Annotated in this window: 14 protein-coding genes; all 14 read left to right on the top strand. The window is 38.3% G+C overall.

What is annotated here, in order from left to right:
- Positions 1-144 precede the first annotated feature (144 nt).
- Positions 145-1,722 carry a glycoside hydrolase family 43 protein gene (locus NV377_RS09450; protein ID WP_258200947.1) on the top strand — a complete coding sequence of 526 codons (1,578 nt, stop codon included), beginning with the start codon at positions 145-147 and terminating at the stop codon, positions 1,720-1,722.
- Positions 1,723-1,794: 72 nt separating this feature from the next.
- The gene (locus tag NV377_RS09445; RefSeq protein WP_258200946.1) at positions 1,795-3,576 is read left to right on the top strand and encodes a cache domain-containing sensor histidine kinase; all 1,782 of its coding nucleotides are present in this window, start codon (positions 1,795-1,797) and stop codon (positions 3,574-3,576) included.
- A 25-nt stretch (positions 3,577-3,601) separates the two neighbouring features.
- A complete protein-coding gene (locus NV377_RS09440) occupies positions 3,602-5,704 on the top strand; it encodes a type 1 glutamine amidotransferase family protein (RefSeq protein ID WP_258200945.1) in 2,103 nt (700 codons plus the stop codon).
- Between the two features lie 224 nt (positions 5,705-5,928).
- Positions 5,929-7,278 (top strand): ABC transporter substrate-binding protein, encoded by a 1,350-nt coding sequence (locus tag NV377_RS09435; RefSeq protein ID WP_258200944.1) that lies wholly within the window; start codon positions 5,929-5,931, stop codon positions 7,276-7,278.
- An 86-nt stretch (positions 7,279-7,364) separates the two neighbouring features.
- Positions 7,365-8,270, top strand: coding sequence for a carbohydrate ABC transporter permease (locus tag NV377_RS09430; protein ID WP_258201162.1), 906 nt, complete (start codon positions 7,365-7,367; stop codon positions 8,268-8,270).
- Between the two features lies 1 nt (position 8,271).
- Positions 8,272-9,114, top strand: a complete 843-nt coding sequence (locus NV377_RS09425) for a carbohydrate ABC transporter permease (protein ID WP_258200943.1) — start codon at positions 8,272-8,274, stop codon at positions 9,112-9,114.
- Between the two features lie 343 nt (positions 9,115-9,457).
- A complete protein-coding gene (locus tag NV377_RS09420; protein ID WP_258200942.1) occupies positions 9,458-9,946 on the top strand; it encodes a MarR family winged helix-turn-helix transcriptional regulator in 489 nt (162 codons plus the stop codon).
- A 44-nt stretch (positions 9,947-9,990) separates the two neighbouring features.
- A complete protein-coding gene (locus NV377_RS09415) occupies positions 9,991-11,301 on the top strand; it encodes an MFS transporter (RefSeq protein WP_258200941.1) in 1,311 nt (436 codons plus the stop codon).
- A 374-nt stretch (positions 11,302-11,675) separates the two neighbouring features.
- Positions 11,676-12,560, top strand: coding sequence for a nicotianamine synthase family protein (locus NV377_RS09410; RefSeq protein ID WP_258200940.1), 885 nt, complete (start codon positions 11,676-11,678; stop codon positions 12,558-12,560).
- A 786-nt stretch (positions 12,561-13,346) separates the two neighbouring features.
- Positions 13,347-14,105 carry a C39 family peptidase gene (locus tag NV377_RS09405; RefSeq protein ID WP_258200939.1) on the top strand — a complete coding sequence of 253 codons (759 nt, stop codon included), beginning with the start codon at positions 13,347-13,349 and terminating at the stop codon, positions 14,103-14,105.
- 81 nt (positions 14,106-14,186) lie between these two features.
- Positions 14,187-15,407 carry a hypothetical protein gene (locus NV377_RS09400; protein WP_258200938.1) on the top strand — a complete coding sequence of 407 codons (1,221 nt, stop codon included), beginning with the start codon at positions 14,187-14,189 and terminating at the stop codon, positions 15,405-15,407.
- A 550-nt stretch (positions 15,408-15,957) separates the two neighbouring features.
- Entirely contained in the window at positions 15,958-16,593 is a 636-nt protein-coding gene (locus NV377_RS09395) for a DUF6944 family repetitive protein (RefSeq protein WP_258200937.1), read from the top strand.
- 215 nt (positions 16,594-16,808) lie between these two features.
- Positions 16,809-18,596, top strand: coding sequence for a type 2 periplasmic-binding domain-containing protein (locus NV377_RS09390; protein WP_258200936.1), 1,788 nt, complete (start codon positions 16,809-16,811; stop codon positions 18,594-18,596).
- Positions 18,597-18,697: 101 nt separating this feature from the next.
- Positions 18,698-19,594, top strand: coding sequence for an ABC transporter permease (locus NV377_RS09385; RefSeq protein ID WP_258200935.1), 897 nt, complete (start codon positions 18,698-18,700; stop codon positions 19,592-19,594).
- The last annotated feature ends 9 nt before the right edge of the window (positions 19,595-19,603 follow it).

The raw sequence follows: 19,603 nt of genomic DNA, 5'->3' as shown, positions 1-19,603 counted from the left end.
AAGCCCGCACTAGTCATATTCGACAGTGCGGTTTTTGTATTGGCAACTGGTGTTAAAAAAGCTGATATTTACATAAAGAAACTTCATTTATTGTTTTATGTACGCATGATAGGGTTAAACAAAAGCTAAGAAGGAGAGAGACAAATGACGATTATTAGCAATCCCGTATTGCGAGGTTTTAATCCGGATGCTTCAATGTTGCGTGTCGGTGATGATTACTATATAGCTACGTCTACATTTGAATGGTTTCCGGGCGTACAAATTCATCATTCACGTGATTTGGTTCACTGGCGTATGTTGACGCGACCGCTAAGTGAGGTGTCTCAGCTTGATCTGCGCGGTACACCTAGCTCGGGAGGAATCTGGGCTCCAGCACTAACGTATCATAATGGAACATTTTATTTGATGATTACCGATGTCAAAGCACGCCGAGGTGTATTTAAAGACTTGCACAATTATTTACTAACTTCTAACGATATTATGGGCCCATGGTCCACACCGATTCATTTGAACAGTAGTGGTTTTGACCCGTTTTTGTTTCATGATGATGATGGACGAAAATATTTGCTCAATATGGCTTGGGATTATCGCAAAGGAAAAGATCGATTTAGTGGAATAATGATGCAGCAATATTCCGAGGAGAAGAGGTGCTTAATTGGGCCAGTGACGAAGATTGCAACGGGAACTTCGATAGGTGTCACAGAAGGGCCATTTATGTTCAAGCGCAATGGATGGTATTACTTATTACTTGCTGAAGGGGGCACTGGATGGAACCATGCAGCAACATTGGCTCGCTCACGTCATATTGAAGGGCCATATGAGTATGATCCCGAGTTTCCATTAATAACGACAGTGGATACCCCAGATTATCCTTTGCAGAAAGCAGGACACGGAGCTATAGTGGAAACGCAAAATGGTGAATGGTATATGTCCTATATCTGTGCACGTCCTCTGCCAGAAAGGCGACTATCTCCACTTGGACGTGAGACTGGACTGGCTCGACTTGTATGGACAGAAGATGGCTGGCTTAGACTTACACAAGGTGGAAAGCTACCACCAGTTACCGAGCAAGCGCCAGATTTACCACCGCATACGTTTTTACAGTTACCTAGTACAGATGACTTTGAAGATGAAGAACTTGGAGGCCAATATTTCACACTACGCGTCCCTGCAAGTGGAGATTGGTTGAGCTTGACGGAGCGTCCAGGTTATTTGCGGCTTCGCGGTAGAGAGTCCTTGTACTCCTGGCATAACCAAAGCATGGTAGCTAGAAGGCTTGACCATTTTGAATGTGAAGTAGAAACATGTGTAGAGTTCGAACCAGAGCATTTCAATCAAATGGCAGGTTTAGTACTATACTATGACGAATCTGATCATTTCTATTTGCGGATAAGTCGAGATGAAGATAGAGGAAAGCATATCGCGCTTGTCGTAACAAAACAAGGCCAATATGATGAACCTGATGGGGCAGTGGTGCTGACAGACAACTGGGAACGTTGCTATTTGAAGGTGATCGTTCAATTTCATCGAGTTCAGTTCAGTTGCTCTCCTGATGGTACAACATGGCTAAATATAGGGAATACGCTTGATCTAGGTCAGTTGTCAGATGAATATGAGGGCAAGCTTGGTTTTACTGGGACGATGATCGGACTATGCGCTCAGGATTTGTCTGGAATGATGAAGCAAGCTGATTTTGATTATTTTACAATTATAACAAAATGAGAAATATGTTGCATATCGGAACTGACAAGGTATGATTAACACGATAAGTAGTACCATGTCAGGAGGAGTTCGATGACTTTTATTCGGAAATGGTGGAATAGCGTATTCGTCAAATTTTCAATGGCTTTTTTGTTGGTAGGGTTATTACCGCTTATTGCGCTGAGCATCTTTTCTTTACAAGCATTTACTGGGCATGTTCAGCAATTTACGGTTAACAATTTGAAGCAAATGTCAATGTATATGAGTTATAACATTAACAATGTTTTCTTGGATTATGACGAAATAACTCGATTGATGTATACAGGAAGATATGAAGGATATTCGCATAGTATTTCCGTTAATCAAACTGAAAACGTCAATCATTTTGAGCAGATTAATGATCTTCCAATTGATGCCTTTTTGAAGACGGTATTATACAGTGATAAGCATATAAGAAGTGTCTACTTTGTGCGTTCGTTGGATAACAAAGTGTATTATCAGACGCGGCAGAGCAAGCCTTTTGAGGTAGAGAAGTTACCTCTGGAACTGTGGTCGGAGCCGCTTATAGATCGACCTAATCAATTATCGATCTATCCAACTCACTCAGAAGATTATTACGGAAGTCCGAATAAGAAGGTGATTACGTTCGGTCGTAATCTGATTGATATTAACGGCATCCTGGCAAAGGAACATAAGGTTGTAGGTAGTCTCTTTATTGATGTTGATGCTAGTGTACTTGACGTCTTTCTCCAAGAATTGAACTTGAGTAAAGACGACGAGCTGTATGTGCTAGATGGTGATCAACGCATATATTACAGTAATAGGGAAGATATATTGAAAGCGGATACAGAAAATTTGTATGCTCACGCAGAAGATGAAAATTATTTGATCTTTAGCGGTGAGGTTCCATATTTATCTGGACAGGTGCTTATGCGTGTATCGAGTCAAAATCTGTTCAATCAACTTAAAAATATACAATCTACGATATACGTTGCTATTATCGTATGTTCGATCGTGCTTCTTGCTATGGGGACGCTTTTTTCCAGAAGACTATCTTCTCCGATTCTTAACATACTAAAGCATATGAATAAGGTGGAAATGGGTAATCTGGATATACAAATTACAAAGTACAGCAAGGATGAGATCGGACGGCTTGCTTTCGGCTTCAACAAAATGGTGGAAAGATTAAAACTATTTATTAATGATGCATATATTGCGGAAATAAAACAAAAACAAGCGGAGCTTAATGCGTTGAAAAGTCAAATTAGACCACATTATTTGTACAATACGCTAGAGGTTATACGAATGAATGCTGTTTACAAAGATGATGGCGAGGTAGCCGACATGATTCTTGCTTTATCTAATCAATTGAAATATGTCATTGATTATGGTGAGGATTGGGTATCGATACAGGAGGAACTTGATCATCTGAATGATTATTTTCATATTATTCGGGTTCGTTATGAAAATCGAATCGAGCTTCGTTTGAATATAGCCGAGGATGTACGACTTGATTGGCAAATTCTCAAACTGTCACTACAGCCAATTGTAGAAAATGCTATACAGCATGGAATTCTCTACAAGGGTGGTAAAGGCACTGTACTTGTTACGCTTGAGGTAGTCGAGGACAGGCTATCCGTTACGGTCTACGATGATGGAGCAGGCATAAGTGAAGCTCGATTACATGAACTGATGAAACGGCTATCGGAGCCAAAAGCGCCAAGTAAAAACGTAGGTATTAAAAATGTTCATGACCGTATTAAATCTGTGTGTGGAGATGAATATGGCTTGTCAATTAGTAGCGTGGAGCATATCGGTACTTCAGTTTGCTTATTGCTTCCTATTACTGAGCGCCACAATAAAGCCATCAAATAAAAACAATATAGTAGGAGATGTACATATGATCGATCAAAACAATATGGAACCGTACATTAACGTATGGGCAGGGAACTTTTACAAACCTGCTTTTGATGATGAAAACTTTGTAGAGTATTCAGTAAAACTAGCAAAGGAGCTAGGATTTAATAGTTTTCTTCTTGATGCCAAAGCATGGGAGGATTTCCGAGATAGATACCAAGGACTTGAAGCAAGTCAATATGTGAAAATGATAGAATATACGATTGAGACTCTGAAAGCTAATGGTATGAGTCATGAGTTTTTGGCCTTGTATCTCAACGGTGACAATTTATATCCTAATATTCGCTTTAGCCCTCCGATTTATGGTGATTCGGTGAAAAATATAGATGGATCTGATGGAAGATGGTATCGATATTGGTCTCCTTTGGCTCAAGATTCTATGATGGATCATGTCGCTGGTTTACTCAGTACCTATGGAGATAATGGCACAATGGTTGAGATTAATGGTGAAATAAGAAAACCTATATGCAGCATGTGGGATCCTATAGTCGCTCCTAGCTTTGATGAGGAAGGCATTCAAAGATATTTGAAATGGTTATCAACACAATACAATGATAGTATTCATTTCTTTAATAACAAATATGCGACAGATTTCATTACGTTTTCTGAATTAACACCAAAAGATTATTGGTATGAACTGAAATATAAAAACGAACAGATGTATACAAGTGAAGATGTCGCCCAGTTAACTCCCAAAGTAATCATGTGGGCAGATAATATGAAATGGAGAAAGGAAGAGCTATGTCATTACTTTTCAACGATGAAGAGCCGTTTTAATGAAATGGATGACAGTTTATTTCTATGCCCGAATTTGGCTCAATGGAGCTACTTTTTGAATATCGATGGATCGATGCTCTCAAATGTAGGTTTTAGTGAACTATGGGACACTTCAATGCGAGGTATAGATATTTATGCATTGTCGCCATATGTTGATTCCGCGCATTTTATTACTGTTCCAATAACTCCTTATGGGGATGCAGATCCTTATGTCGTAGCTTGCCAGCACAGTATGATGCGAGCTATGAATGATGGAAGAGATTTTGTAGGAGGGATTTATTGGGGAAGATTCCTGTATCATGATATCTATTCAAGTATTACTCCATGTCAAATGGTCGGAAGCATGGTGGCTAATGGAGCAAAGGGATATACATCTTACGGGATGAGTGGATTAGATGATGGAGGGGTTCTACATCGCATGGAAGAATCTTTCAAGGCTTCGTTAGCAACGGCTAACCAATGGGCAAAAGACGTAATCCCTATGATCAAAGGAAATAGAACAAAGGCTATCGCCATTTTGTTCCCTTCAGCTATGTCTGCTTTTGAACCAATGTCAGTGGATGGTAATAAAGAACGAAGAATAGATATGTTAGGTTGGTACAAATCTTGCTGCGATGCTGGTTACTCGGCAGATATTATAGATTTGAACATGGTAATTCACAATCACCTTTCTAACTATAGCATATTAATTATTAGTGCTAATGACTGTTATCTTCTCGAACAAAATGTTGAAGCTGAACAAAGGATACAACAATGGGTGAAGCAGGGTGGAGTACTTCTTCATGGTCCTAATGATCAACTTGTGGAAGCAGCTTTATCTATTGCGGGAACACCCCATGAGCCGGATTGTATTCAATATGGCGAAGGTGGTTTGCCTCAGGGTGACTGTTTTGAAAGTTTTGAAGGAGATGAGGTTATTGCTACTTATTTGAGTGATAACTTAGGCTGTGTAGTTTCTAATCGTTTTGGCAATGGATATGTTTATTCTTTTGGATTCTATTTTGGTTATTCTTATAGTGCTAAAGTAGCCCCGCATGTACCATTAGAACAGAAAAACAATGAGTTATATCCGATTCCGATGATGAAAGCTAATATTACTCATGATGTAATTAGCAGACATCTTAAGCCTAGCTGTAACTTCTATGGGAAAAACATTGAAACTGCTGTTTTTGAAAATGGATTAGTCGTAGTAAATCATTCCTCATATCCTATTTTACTAAGTAACTTGGAAGGGAAAAGATACTACCAGCAGCATATTAACGAAGATTTGTTATTACCAAGATCAGCAGTATTTATTGAATATGTCTAGGCTAGCCGTTATCTCTATATAGTGAAAACAAGATTCATAATGCTGTGACGTTAAATTTTTTCAGCAATGTTTTATTAATTATTTGAATATTGAAAAACATCATAAAATACCCACATATGCGGCTTAAAAAACTTCATTCCTATTAAATAGAGGCGATGATAATCTTAAAGCAAGGAAATAAATATCCTGTAATCGTTGATCACTAAAGGGAGGTTTATAGAAAGATGACTAAAAAATCGATTCTGCAGTTATGGTCCATTATTATGGTAATTTCATTAGTATTAACGGCATGTGGTGGTACCAGCAACAATTCGGGCAAAGAAAATAACACTCCTGCTAAGGCTCCAACAAATTCAGAGGAAGCGACAGACCAACCTAAGCCAGTAACGATTTCTATAGCATACGCAACGGGCGACCCAGCAACGAAACAAGCGATTGAAACTACGATTGATGCATTTATGAAAGCAAACTCACATATTACGATTAAAAACATCAGTGAAACAACGAGTGATTCTTATCTAGATTGGTTGAAAACTAAAGATGCAGTGGGTGAATTCCCCGATCTTGTAGAAATGCGTGATACTAAAGTGTTTGTGGATGCGGGCAAGCTAGCGGAGCTTCCAGAGGAGCTTCATAGTTTGTTTGAAGTGTTACCAACTTATGAGGGTAAATATTATAATGCTCCAATGACAGGCAACGCACCACAAGGAATTATTTACAGCAAAAAAGCATATACGGATGCAGGAATTACAGAGTTACCAAAAACATACGATGAATTTGTCGGAATTCAAGAAAAACTTCTTGCTAGTGGTATCTCGCCAATCGTTGTTGGCGGTAAGGATTTGTTCCATATGGGCTTCTGGGTTAATTACTTCCTAATCAACAATGTGTTCAAGGATGACCCGGATTGGAACTCCAAACGTACAGCGCAAACGGTAAGCTTTACAGATGCAAATGTTGTTCAGGCAATGACCGATTATAAGGATCTATTCTCCAAGTATGTAGATAAAGGTTGGCTAAGTACAGGAGATAATCAGACGGCCTCAATGCTAGTAACTGGTAAAGCTGCTCAGCTTTATTCCGGTCCTTGGATGCTAGGACAAATCGAAGAAGCAGACCCTGCTTTTGAATTCGGTTTTTACGCTTTGCCTAATCGTGATGGCTCTGTCGTTATCAATGGCTTACCTGCACTTGCAGGGTGGTCATTATCCGCAGAGGCTGCAAAAGATCCAGATAAAGTGGAAGCGATTAAATCGTTTATTAATTTCTTCTTTGATCCAGCGCAATACAGCCCATATCTAGCAACAGTTAACGGTATTCCGACAACTGCCGCTGAAGTATCGTATGATACGAATGAGCAAATGGAAGAAGTATTGAAAATTATGGCCGATCCTTCTATTCAAAAATCCATGATGATTAACAACTGGTACGGTGAAAACGCGATCCCTCCACAATTCCGCAACTGGTTCTATAAGCTATTACAGGAGTTGGTTGTTAATAACGGAGAAGTAGCAAATTATATGAAACAATCCGATACGGAATACGATAGCAATGTCAAAGCTAACAAACAATAACAACAATCGAGTTTAGGCAATCGACAAGCAAGATAACCTCTGCCTATTGGCGGAGGTTAATTTGTTTAAGGGAGGAAGAGTAAGTGATGGAAGCCATTGCAACGGGTAGAAAAAAGAAAAAATGGTGGATGAATTACGCGATATGGTTTATATTGCCTGCATTTGTATTGTATAGCCTGTTTGTTATGGTTCCTACCTTAAGTAGTATATATCTTAGCTTTACTTCATGGGATGGCATTAGCGATAACATCCGGTATATTGGATTTAATAATTTTCAAGAAATTTGGGAAAGTCCAAGGGTTCATAATGCATTGAAAAATACTATTATCGTAGCGATTGCACTTGTCTTGCTTGAAAATGTAGTCGCACTAGCTTTAGCAATTTTAGTAGATCAAGTACGCTGGTTCCGTAACTTATTTCGTAGTATCTTTTATTTTCCAGTTCTGATGAGTGGAATTATTATGGGATTTATTTGGATGATTATTTTGAATTATAATTTCGGGGTTATCAACCAATTACTCGATATGGTGGGCTTAAGTGCGTTAAAAGCAGATTGGCTTGGTAATCCAGACTATGCATTGCTTTCGATTATATTATCAACAGTATGGAAGGCTTCAGGCTACTATATGATCATTTATTTGGCAGGATTACAAGGCATACCGCAGGAGCTTCTTGAGGCGGCTAATATTGATGGGGCTGGAAAGTGGAAGCAATTCCGCCATATTACCTTTCCATTGCTGGCGGGTGCGACGACAGTGTGTGTCATGTTATCAATGATCAACTCATTGAAGCTGTTTGATCAGATTGCAGTAATGACTAATGGTGGCCCAGGCTTTGCAACTGAGACGTTGACTTACATTATATACAAGGTAGCTTTTGGTGAGGGAAGACAAGGTTTTGGTACAGCGCTTGCTATCGTGCTATTTATTATCATTATGATAATCTCACTTATTCAAATTCGTTTGCTTCGTAAAAGGGAGGTGCAGATGTAGCATGGAGAAAAAAGTGAAAAAACCAATTACGAGCAATGAAGTAATTACATTTGTAGTAACTCTGTTGATTGCAATTGTTTTTATTTTCCCAATTCTTTTTAATATTATGTCTGCTTTTAAGACAAACTCAGAGATTTTACGAGATGCAATTGCTTTTCCATCTGAACTTTATACAGAAAGCTTCAAATATTTATTGACTGAAACTGAATTTCCGAAAGCTATGCTAAATAGTGCTATTTTGACGGTAGCTTCGATTGCCGCGATGATTTTCATCATTCCGATGGCAGCCTATGCCATCGAGCGAACGGATACAAAATGGACGAACATTGTCTATGTGTTTTTCTTGTTTGGAATGATGGTTCCATTTCAAGTGTATATGATTCCGTTGTTCAAGCAGCTGAACATGATGGGGTTATTCGGAAATCTAATGGGTCCTATTATGATTTATATTGCTGGATCAGTGGGCTTTGGCGTCTTATTGTTCACGAGTTTTTTGAAAGGAGTACCACGTGAAATAGAGGAATCTGCAGAAATCGATGGATGCTCAAGAATAGGGATTTTTTTTAGAATTGTGTTCCCGTTACTCGGTCCTGTTACAGCAAGTATGGTTGTCCTGCAAGGGCTTGGTATATGGAATGATTTTTTAATGCCGATGCTAGTGCTACCTTCTGGTCAGACCAAAACGATGATCGTAGAGTTGTTCTATTATGTAGGAGAATTTTCATCTCGTTGGGATATGATTTTTGCTGGAACGACTTTATCGCTAGTACCAGTATTAATTGCTTTCCTCTCCCTCCAAAAATATTTTGTTAAAGGTGTTTCATCGGGAGCGATCAAAGGCTAGTATTTAATATTAAGGATGATTTATTATTGGCGGCACAAATCTATGCACAGGTCATCGTAGAAATATGTGGAGAGCATAGTAAGTTCTAGTTCACCCAAATTGTTATACACAATTCCATCAACATGCTGTGTATAAGTGTTAAATAATACTTAGTTTATCTCAATATATAGTAAGGAAAGAGCTATTTAGGAGTACTTATACAGTAGCTATACACATCATGTGTATAGCTACTGTATTTTTTGTATGTCATTATTTTGGAGATAAAAAGTTATCCACGTATAACATTTATATAGTTAATTAACAATAACTAATAGGTTGCAACAATCACTTTAGAGGTATATAATTGTCAAGACAACTAATTAAAGAACGGAGCTTGAAAATGGAAATACAAGGTAAGGAACCGCTAATGTCAGTAGGCTTTTTACTTGGAGCAACGTATCGCAAAGTTACTGCATTGCTAATGCATCGTTTGAAAGATTTTGATATTACGCCTGAGCAATGGTCAGTTCTATACCATGTCGCTGATGATGAAGGAATGATACAGAAGGAAATCGCTGCCCGCACATTTAAGGATAAACCTACAGTGACACGTATTTTACATCAACTTGAGCATAAAGGGTTTATTGTTCGTCAAGAAGATGAAATGGATCGTCGATCCATGCGAATCTATGCCACCGAGCAAGGTAGACAACTAATTGCGGATACCATTTCAATTGAAGAAAGCATTTCTGATGAAGTCAGGGCTTGTATTAGTGTAGAATCTCACGATCAGCTGAAGCAGTATTTAATGGAGTTAAATAGTTATTTCAACAAAGAATTAGGAACAGAATAGTAGACAAAAACTGAGATAGAGACTAAAGATGGAGTTGAGGCAACATGAATGAACAACAGAGAGTAGTGAACAATGGAGCGATTGCGATTGAAAAACCACGCTTATGGACGAAGCAATTTATTACGTTATCGTTAGCATCGTTTCTTCTATTTCTAAATTTGCAGATGTTATTATCATCATTCTCTATGCATATAAAAGGGAATTTGAATGGTGGGGATATGCAGGTTAGTCTTGCGACAAGCGCATTTGCGATTACAGCTATTATTGCGAGGTTATTGACGGGACGTTGGATTAAGCGTTGGTCTAAAGACATTGTACTAACAGCGGGATTAATTATTGCTGCCGTTTCTACAGTGTTATGTGCTTTGCCAGAGTCTGTAGCGCCACTATTAGTAATGCGCGCGGTATATGGATTTGGCTTTGGTGTTGGTAGTACCATTATTCCAACGTTAGTTACGCAAATTATTCCGCCCAAACGAATGGGTGAAGGTATAGGTTATTTTGGACTTTCTACTAGCTTGGCTATGTCGATTGGTCCCGCAACAGGGATGGGTATTATGAAAGCTTCAGGTTTTACAACATTAGCGACGATTGGCGCTGGGGCAGTCGTTTGTATGTTTCCAATGCTATTTATAGCAGGCGTCTATAAGCTCCGATCTAATAAAGTAAATTCATTAACAGAGTTAGCAGAACGTCAGGACAACAAAGGGTTGGAGAAATTCTCAATAGATAAAACTGCTTCACAACAAGTCGTTCATACTCATGCACAGCAGCCAGAAGAGAATAAAAGTAGTATGCGAGACATTATGATCTTCCCAATTTATTTCCCGGCAATACTTAATGTGCTATTATCCGTTACTTACAGTGGGATATTAAGTTTTATTGCAGTTTATGGTGAGCAGTTGAATTTATCTCAAGTTGGACTATTTTTCTTATTCAATGCGTTAACTATACTGATGGTTCGCCCGATTGCGGGTAAAATTTTTGACAGTAAAGGTCCCATTATAGTACTTATTCCTGCAGCGATCTTCGTTATTGTAAGTATGATTGTATTATCTTATACAACATCAATGAGTTTACTTATTGTATCGGCATTATTGTATGGAGTAGGATTCGGCTCTATCCAACCTACTTTACAAGCATGGATGCTTCGTTCCGCTAGCAAAGAGGATTACGGTACAGTGAATGGCTTGTTCTACAACGCTACTGATCTTGGGGTATCACTTGGGGCAATTATTCTAGGTATTATTGTTACGTTTACTTCTTATGAGATGATGTATCGCTTGTCATCTATTTGTATGATTCTTTTTGCAATTGGTGTTATTATCTATGCAATGAAACGTAAGAAAGCATAATATATACCGTGATGATATATCCATAACTAAGATGTAAGTATGCAACAAGAATCAAGCAGTTAGTTATAATTTCGCGAATGTTCAATGTAAGTCTAGATTATTCACCAGAAATAGAGTTGTAAGCAGGTGTTGTTCATACGGTAGGTACTAGAAACAGTACCTACCGTATTTTTGTATTTTACTTGCTTGTATAGAACCATTCGAGCATCTATATCCTAAAGAATTTTTTGAGTTACCTGTTCCATCGCCACTTTACTATCTGTACAGAATAGTTGAGACTGTATATCACGTCTCAACATTCTTCTAAATCTTTGACCATATGAATATAGTTGGTAATAAGAAATAGGAAGTAGAGTGAGGGAGGAATTAGGGAAATGAAGGTTTATCCAACTAGTTCTACTATACATACAGTTAACGCGTCAAGAATACAAATGGTTGATAATCTTATCACTTTTATCCGCGAAGCAAATGAACTTCTTCAGAAGGAATTAGATCTGTCTCCTGCTAATCAATTGGTAACTAGAATCATTAGTCAACTTTCACTTCAATTACGATCCCACTATTCACCAGAGGAGATACAAACCGTTCTAAGCAACGACTATATTAGAATGAACCAACGAAATTTGCAAGATAAGTTGTCAGAAGCTGAATGTCTAGTAGAACTAAGTGATTCTCGTGACATTTGCAAATCTGAGAGTTCAGTCTTGGATATCTTAACAAAATTGCCTTATTGGAATATTTACAAGGCATTAGTTAGTCAGGAGCTGACTAGGCTTCGTCAGTTCATTCGGGAGGATGTTCAGACTGAGAAGTTACCAATTATCTTTGTAGGCAGTGGGCCGATGCCGTTAAGTCCTATTATTTTACACTTACTAGGTGATGTGAAGATTATCTGCCTGGAAATGGATTCTGCGGCCTATGATGCATCATGTATTCTACTCGAGCGCTTGGGCTTAGAGGATAACGTTACTGTAGTAATGGGGAATGGATCAGAATTCGACTATAGCTCTTATAGACAAATCTTTGTGGCAAGTCTCGTTAGAAATAAGAAGGAAGTGCTTGAACAAATTATTCGAACTAATTCAGATCCGTTAGTAGCTGTTCGCACAGCAGAGGGGATGAAGAAAATCATGTACGAATCAATTGATGAATCGCAGTTGAATAAGCAGGGGTGGCGGATTTTAGGTCGAACATGTCCTGAAGAAAATTTGGTCATCAATTCGACGTTGTTTCTTGAACGAGGAACTAATCCAAGGTAATGGAGGATAAGATGAAATAGTGTTTCGTGAGATGCAGGAAGTAGAGATGTTCCCTAACACGGCACATGTGGAGTGTACACAGGTGCATGAAAAAACTAAATACCGTCATTTGGTATCAAAACGCTAATGAAAGTATAAAAGACCTTGCTGAACGAATTGGTGCAACCAAATCTGTTGTTTTTAACAGTACAGTTTAAAATGGACGTAATAAACTATATGATCGAAAATAGCGTTTCCTTTGAAAAAGCAGCTCGCATGTATTCGAGCTGCTTTTTTGTCGTAGTTAATATATTGAATCATTTGCGTTTGCATGAAGGGGTGTAGCATTTAGCACAATCGGGTCCTCGTAATTTGAATAAGCAGATCGATCAAGCTATCAGTTATCTCCATGCTTTGCAGTCAAAAGAAGTTCGGAAGCTCCAATTTTCGAATTCTTCGACACTTTTCAACATAGTTTTGGGTCTAAAAGATCATTCTCTGTTATTTGTATGAATGGTAATATTAAGTAGAAAAATGAATTGGAATTATTTGTATCATTTACCAAAAAAAAGTAGGGTTTAGTGGTGAACAGAGGAAATTGCTCTGTTACGTGTTGTCAAAAACTTAGGCTAGGGATGAAATGCCTAGTGATCGCTGGGTTCGAAACTGATCCTCGGTGTGCTGATGAGAATTCCTTCCACCAGTAGCTTCCGATTTCGGCAAGAACAATCAATCCTCAGAAAGACAGTATACGGGCTTGTCTATAAAATGGCCTGTAAATATTTGAATTATGAAAGGTGGATTACTATGAAAAAGACAAAAAGGTTTTTATGTTTCCTCTTGGCTTTGATTATGCTTTCTTCTTTTGTTACATATGCCAGTGCAGAGGCATTTAATGCTGAAACAAAAGGATCAGCACCCGCTGGAGAGATCGTTTTATCCCCTACCGAAATCGATGACTATTATAGTGGCCTTACCAAAGATGAATGGGCGAACATAAACGAAAAAATTCGGATTGCTGAGGAAGTTGCAGAAGAACTTGCGACCCAAACCTCCATAACAAGAGCAACACCAACTAAGATTTCAATACCGGGTACGTTCAATATGTATCAGCAAACTAAAAGTAATTACTGCCTTCCAGCAACTGCAAAGAGTATGGTGCAATATCTTACTGGGTCATCTGATAGCCAAGCTACGATAGCAAGTGATTTAGGAACCGATGCCAACGGCACAGATCCTACAACGCTTGCGCCTTACTTAAATAGCAAGCAAAGTACAGTTTATTATATTTATTCTGCAAATCCAAGTCAAACAGCTATGGGCAATTATTTATATCACGATATTGTAACTATGCAATCGCCGGGGTCGATGGGGATTGTAAATACGACTGGAGCAAATTGGCATTATGCAACAACTGGTCATAGCTTGGTGGTTAACGCAATATATGACGACAAGTCAAAAATTCAATTCGCTGATCCACTTGGTGGAACACAATCTGGATGGGCATATTATTATGAAAAAACAGCAGCTGTTGCTAATAGTGTTTGTACACGGGTAGTTTGGTAAAATTTATAAATCAAGAGGTGTTTGTTAAGCAAACACCTCTTGATTTAAAGTTGATGGCTTTTGCGAAAAGGAAGGGTTAGTTTGAAAAAAATAATAGGTTTGCTTGCCTTGGCTTTTATAATGATTCTATGTAGCTGTGATGACAATTCAGAAAACGAAGAAATACGCGATATTAAACAAACAATTACCGCAAGCACTTCGATTTCAAATGAAAAAATTTCAATTTATGACATTAACAATGCAAAAATCGGAGATATTGAGCGTTATGGGATCTTAGTGCTAACCGATGACAGCATTATTTACAATAAAATTCCTACTGGGTCTGTTGACTCGATAACCGAAATGGATTACTATCGTTACAATTTTGAAACAAAAGAAAATATAAGATTAGGTACAGTTAAAAATTGGTCATACGAAGCTAAGTATGATACGACAGTCATTGATAACTCTTTATACATGTTTGTCACAACTGGTGAAATATCGGACATTAAAAACAGAACGCTTCATCTTTATAAAGTGGACTTAATCAGTAATACTATGTCAGTTATTTTTTCTGAAGAAGGTGGATTTCCCTACAACACCATGACAGCTGTGGGAAATAAACTGTTAATGGTTAGAGTAATCGCTACCGGCGGTTCTGAGTTAGAAGAATATAACACAGAAACGAACGAGAGAAAGATTCTAAAGAAATTTGATTTTGATGACAAAACAAATATAGGGGAAGCTATCCGACAGATAACATCTGACGAAAATACAATATCATTATTACGGTTGAAAATAGAATACGGTGTGAAAATATGGTTGTACCTAGATGTATATGACCATGATATGAGTTTACTGCGTTCTGTTGATGTGTCAACGATTCCATCTAATTCTACCGACTCGCCCGAGAACGAATTACGTCAAGGGGTATCAAATTTTGTCATTGCAAACGATTATATATACTATTCAAATTTTAGCATTACAAGATTTTTAGGGAAGATTGAAAATGACTCCCTACGCTCTATTATGGATGTTAATCCAGAATTTGAAATGTCTTCAGAATCTGTAAAAAGCAAAATTTCGGGTTTATTTTATCAGTCGTTCGGCAAAGACAATGACTTATATCTACTAAATTACACAGATGGCACACTAAGAAAAGCAACGTTTAATGTCGATGATGAAAGGTATTATATCATCAACATTTCGAGAAATAAAAATGACAAACTACTAATCACAATGAAATATAAAAACCCCAATACAGGAGAGGAACTAGTGCCAAAATTATACTATGTTAATTTGTCAGATTTGGAATTTTCATAGTGTCACTCCATCATAATCATGTTCCCCGTATTACCCTATTACAAATGAAGATGGAGTACGAGATGATAATGTTTTTTTGTTGTAACATGAGAATGAAAGTCGCGTATGGAAAGCCACGGCGATGGACGTCTGTGTTTTTGATTTGGTGCCGAGCAAAATTTACAAATATTGGCTTAAATGACGCGGATTTCGGTGATCAATATTACATATCAAATGAAAGAGGTAAACAGTAACTCATGTATATTACAATCTCGAATGAAATCCCTATTGGCTCCTATCTGTGTCATTGATAAAATCTGCATCAATCATATGCGCTGGCAGCCTGCCGATATGAGCTCACTTACTAGTGACCGAATTTGTTTAACATTTGAAATTTCCCAAAAAGAAGTGAAATAACGAAAAACAAAGATAGGGTGTCACAATCGTGACGACCCTATCTTTGTTTTTCGTTAAAGTTAAAATTGTAATGCAATTACGTTTTTCTAACTCATTTGATTAATTATCATATACTGAAATAATATTCGATTTAATCGTCAGTAGGTGAAAAAGAGTGAGTAGTTATAAAACTAAAAATAAACGATATAGCCGCAAGTTAAAAAAACAGCAAAATAAAGAAAACAGAACTACTCATTTACGCATCTCCGATGACTCAAATAGATCAACAGAATCAAGTAACTCGAACACTATTGCGATTATAGGCGGATGGGTTGAGGCAGTAGGTAATATTGTGGCAGCAATTGGTGATACCCCCTTTAAAAACATGCCCGAAACAATTAAAACAGATTTGCGGCTAGTGGGAAATGTTCTACAAGCTGTAGGGAGTGCCTTATCTGCTGATAATGAGCCGATATTTATGGATATAGTAGGAGATATTTTACAGTCTTTCGGTAATGTAACGGTTGTTCTAGGGATATTGGACGAAAATGAACAATCGTGTCAACGTTTAGAAACAATAGGTAATGAACTCCAATTATTAGGCGCAGGCGTATCTATAAATACACAAGGTAATCTAACCTTTAGTCAATCATTAGATAATGTTGGGAATATGATACAAGTCATTGGAAATACACTTCAAATCTATGCAAATCCAAATACGGAAGAAGGAATACTTGTAAATGCTATTGGTAGTTGGACACAAGCGGTAGGTACGGTTATTTCGGCACTCGCTGCCGATTACAACGATTAAGATACGGATCGCGTTTTAATTATGAATTAAGCCGGGGGCATTCACCCCGGTCTTTTTTTATGTCGTCAGAAGTAGTGCGTAGGCGTCATTTTGCGCCATGAGTACTTTGCTATGTACACTTTTCTATATCAAGTTAAAAATGGTATATATACGCAAGTGTGATGTGTCCATATAATTTGAAATGTACCAGAAATGTTAAAGAAGAGGGGTAAATTATGAGTCGATATGTGAAGGTTGCAAGATTAGTATTTCTTTCTATTGCAATTGGACTGCTACCGACATTAGCCGCTTGCACAAATAATAACAATCAGAATCCAAATTCAGCGGTCACATCTAGTAGTCCATCTCCATCGGAAAGTGGAGAAGCGGGAGAGTCAACGGAACTTTGGAATCAGAAGTTCGATCCTCCAGTTACGATCACGACTGCCATCATTGACGATGGTACATCGAGAGGGAATGCATTCAAAGCAGGAGAGTCAATGGAAGACAACGCAAATCTTCGCTGGATGAAAGAGAATATGGGCATTGATGTGAAATTTGATTTTATTGTAACAAAACCGGAAGATTATGAAACAAAACTGCGCCTACTGCTTTCCGGCGGTACCAAATTACCTGATGCATTTGCAGCGGGTGGTGATCCGCTGCAAAGCTTGCTTGCAGCCAATAAACTGTTGTCTGTGGATGAAGCGATTGAAAAGTATGCGCATCCTGAGTATAAGAAGCTATTGGAGAAATATGATTATGCTCTTGGTGAAGTTAAGAAGGATGGAAAGATATATGGTATACCTGCTTTCTACATGGGTGATGAAGGCACTGTCATGTGGATTCGCAAAGACTGGCTTGATAATCTAAATCTTCAACCTCCTTCAACGCTAGATGAATTTGAAAATGTTCTTAAGCAATTCACGGAAAACGATCCTGACCAGAATGGACAGGATGATACGATTGGCTTGGCTGTACCGCTGAAAGAAGGACCGTGGACTTGGATGGGGCAGACGGATGCGATCGTATCCGCACTTACCGATCAGATGATTAATACTTACGACGTACGCTTATTCTGGAACGAGGGAGACGATGGTAAGCTAAGTTATGGTGCTATTCATCCAGATGCTAAACTGTATTTGCAAAAAATGAGAGACTGGATGAGTAATGGTTACATGGATAAAGAAGCTGGAATCAAGGATCCTGCGAAGGCTGCCGAATTGACAGCGAATGGAAAAGCAGGCATCATGTTTGGACCGTTTTGGATGGGTGATTGGCCGCTAGGAGACGCGACTAATAACAATCCGGAGGCTGATTTCCAACCGTATCCACTTCCGATTGGGGAAAACGGATTGGGCGGGCGTGCAGAGAAGCCAATTATTCAAGGTTTTACGGTATTCAATAAAGACTTCGAAAATATCGAAGCATGGTTTTCTTATTTTAACAAAGTTTTCGCTAAAAAATTGGAAATGGAAGGCGATCCGTACTTCGATCCGCGTTGGAAAGATGGTTACTACGAAGGGTATGATTACGTTAAATTAGACGATAAAATCATTAAAAGCAATTTTGAAGAAGCAGGCGTTCCGGCTGACCGATGGCCGCTTCAAGATGGCGCCACGCTGGATATTAGATTTATGATGACCAATATACTTGGTTACTTTACGAGTATTCCACATTCCAATATTGAAGCGGTTAAAAAGTTCTTGGCTGATCCTAATGCAGAGCCTGTAACTGCAATGGAAATTGACGTTAAACAATATAAGGAAAGACAGCTGAATGCCGCTGGTGTTCGAATTAACCAAACGGTCAACGAAGGTAAAAACTATTATACCGGTCCAATGACGGCTACGATGAAATCTAAAGGTGAGTTGTTGAAGAAGCTTGCTACAGAAAGTTATCTCAAAATTATTTACGGTGAGGAACCGATTGAGTACTTCGACGAATTTGTAAAACAATGGATGGATAACGGCGGTCAGAAGATTACAGAAGAAGTTAATGAGTGGTATGCGAATAACAAATAATAATCATTGATTGCGTGAGTAGAGTAAAGAAGTTGCTAAGGAGGAGAGGGTGGATTTGACTCACTCCTCCTCTATTTTTTTTAGAAAGGAAGATTGTATAAATGGTAGCGTATTGGAGAAAAACATGGCCGTTTCATTTGTTATTGTTACCAGCCTTAATATTGTGTATCGTGTTTCAATATGTTCCATTGTTCGGAGTAGTCATTGCTTTCCAAGATTATGAACCATGGCTTGGGATTAAAGGATCGCCTTGGGTTGGTTTAGATCATTTCCGGTATTTATTTACTTATCCAGATGGCAAGCAGGTAATTTGGAATACGTTGATTATTTCGGGATTTAAATTATTTTTTAATTTAGTAATTCCAATCGTATTCGCTCTATTACTCAATGAAGTTCGTAAAATGTTTTTTAAGAGAGCAGTACAGACACTTGTTTATCTACCACATTTCTTGTCTTGGGTAATTTTAGGTGGAATTATGATGGATATATTGTCGACAGAGGGAGGAATGGTCAATCGTGTTTTGAATTCGGTTGGCATCCCGAGTGTCTTCTTTTTAGGTAACGGTGAATGGTTCCGATTTACGATTGTTTTAAGCGATGTGTGGAAAGAATTTGGGTTTTCAGCAATTATTTTTCTAGCGACGTTGGTAGGAATTAATCCAGCTTTATATGAAGCTGCCGAAATTGACGGGGCTTCTCGTTGGCAGCAAGTCATTTCGATTTCTGTTCCGCTAATGTTGCCAATCGTCATTGTCGTAGCTACGCTTTCACTTGGCCGAATATTGGACGCGGGATTCGATCAAATTCTAAATTTATATAATCCTCTCGTGTATTCTCATGGAGATATTATCGACACGTTCGTCTATCGAGTAGGATTGAATAGCGGTCAATTCAGCTTCGGAACAGCGATTGGGCTCTTTAAGTCGGCGATTGGATTTATTTTAATAGTAATAAGCTACAGAATGGCCTTTAAGCTAGCAAATTATCGGATTTTTTAAGGAGGTACG

It is taken from the genome of Paenibacillus endoradicis (assembly GCF_024721975.1).
Note: the sequence above shows the minus strand (reverse complement) of the source record. Positions and strands in the feature narration are given on the sequence as shown.

Coding starts and splice junctions, on each gene's coding strand:
- NV377_RS09450 (WP_258200947.1), top strand. CDS start 145: ATGACGATTATTAGCAATCCCGTATTGCGAGGTTTTAATCCGGATGCT.
- NV377_RS09445 (WP_258200946.1), top strand. CDS start 1,795: ATGACTTTTATTCGGAAATGGTGGAATAGCGTATTCGTCAAATTTTCA.
- NV377_RS09440 (WP_258200945.1), top strand. CDS start 3,602: ATGATCGATCAAAACAATATGGAACCGTACATTAACGTATGGGCAGGG.
- NV377_RS09435 (WP_258200944.1), top strand. CDS start 5,929: ATGACTAAAAAATCGATTCTGCAGTTATGGTCCATTATTATGGTAATT.
- NV377_RS09430 (WP_258201162.1), top strand. CDS start 7,365: ATGGAAGCCATTGCAACGGGTAGAAAAAAGAAAAAATGGTGGATGAAT.
- NV377_RS09425 (WP_258200943.1), top strand. CDS start 8,272: ATGGAGAAAAAAGTGAAAAAACCAATTACGAGCAATGAAGTAATTACA.
- NV377_RS09415 (WP_258200941.1), top strand. CDS start 9,991: ATGAATGAACAACAGAGAGTAGTGAACAATGGAGCGATTGCGATTGAA.
- NV377_RS09410 (WP_258200940.1), top strand. CDS start 11,676: ATGAAGGTTTATCCAACTAGTTCTACTATACATACAGTTAACGCGTCA.
- NV377_RS09405 (WP_258200939.1), top strand. CDS start 13,347: ATGAAAAAGACAAAAAGGTTTTTATGTTTCCTCTTGGCTTTGATTATG.
- NV377_RS09390 (WP_258200936.1), top strand. CDS start 16,809: ATGAGTCGATATGTGAAGGTTGCAAGATTAGTATTTCTTTCTATTGCA.
- NV377_RS09385 (WP_258200935.1), top strand. CDS start 18,698: ATGGTAGCGTATTGGAGAAAAACATGGCCGTTTCATTTGTTATTGTTA.